Origin of the sequence: Xanthomonas sp. LF02-5 (assembly GCF_034105325.1) — a bacterium.
In the GTDB taxonomy this organism is placed as follows: Bacteria; Pseudomonadota; Gammaproteobacteria; order Xanthomonadales; family Xanthomonadaceae; genus Xanthomonas_A; species Xanthomonas_A sontii.
Genome location: NZ_JAXGGF010000017.1, coordinates 1 through 1,040, shown reverse-complemented (window position 1 = coordinate 1,040; position 1,040 = coordinate 1). Strand labels below are relative to the sequence as shown.

Here is a 1,040-nt window from a genome sequence, read left to right as displayed (position 1 = left end):
GATCACGCTGGCACCATGGCCCGCTCCTGTAGCCGTGCCAGCCGCATCACGTTATGGCTGGCGACCTTCAGCCCGATCACCACCTTTGCCCGCGCCAAGCCGATGCAGCGTACGAACTTGCCGCCTTGTTGGGCCAAGCGCGCAAACGGGTGCTCGCCGAACACCCGATCCTTGGCAATTCGACGGTTCCGGCGCTTTGCTGCCTCGCTCAAGGGCTTGCGCGCATGCCCTTGATGTTGGATCGCGGGGCGGTAACCACGCCTTTTCAGGTCTGCTTCCCGCGCTGCATCGGCATACCCGCTATCGGCCCATACCGTGCGGCCGGTGTTGTCCGGGTCCAGCACCTGCTCGAAGTGACGGCTGTCGTGCACGTTGGCCGCGCTCACGTCGTAGCGGCGGATGAAGCCCCAGCGACGGTCCGTGCTGGCGTGCAGCTTGTAGCCGTAGAACGCCACCCCATGCTTCCTGGTCCAACGTGCCTGCATATCCTTCTGCGCACGCTTGGCATCGCTCCAGTCCTGGCCGACGTCATCGCCCTGCTTGATCTGCGCGTTCTCTTCGCGCGTGTTGCGCTGGATCGGAGCGCTGACGATGCTGGCGTCGATGATCTGACCGCCACGGGCAATGAACCCGGCACGTTGCAATTGCTCACCGATCGCCGCGCTGATGTCGCCCATCAGATCCTTGGTCTTGAGCCGTTCGCGCCACACCCAGATTGTCTTGGCGTCGGGCACCTTGCCGCTGTGTTCCAGTCCGAGGAATTGCTGGAAGCTGCGCCGATCCAGCACCTGGTACTCCAGCGCATCGTCGGAGAGGTTGTACAACTGCTGCAACAGCAGCAGCTTGATCATCACCTGCGTCGGCCAAGCCGGACGGCCACCGCGCTTGCCAGTACCCAAGCACAGCTTCGCGTCTACGGCGTGAGCAATCCCGGCAAAGTCGATATGCCGTGACAGCAGAGCCAGAGGATCGCCGATCTGCTGCCGCTTGGCTTCGCGTTCGTGGCCGGCAAACAGGCTGATCATCGTGGCGTCCTCGGC

1 protein-coding gene is annotated in these 1,040 nt (G+C 63.6%); it reads right to left on the bottom strand.

All coding sequences use genetic code 11. The annotated features are described in order from the left end of the window. Positions 1 to 2: 2 nt before the first annotated feature. Positions 3 to 1,040, bottom strand: a 1,038-nt coding sequence (locus tag SLW52_RS21035) for an IS5 family transposase (RefSeq protein ID WP_320741231.1), incomplete at its 5' end; no start/stop codon positions are given.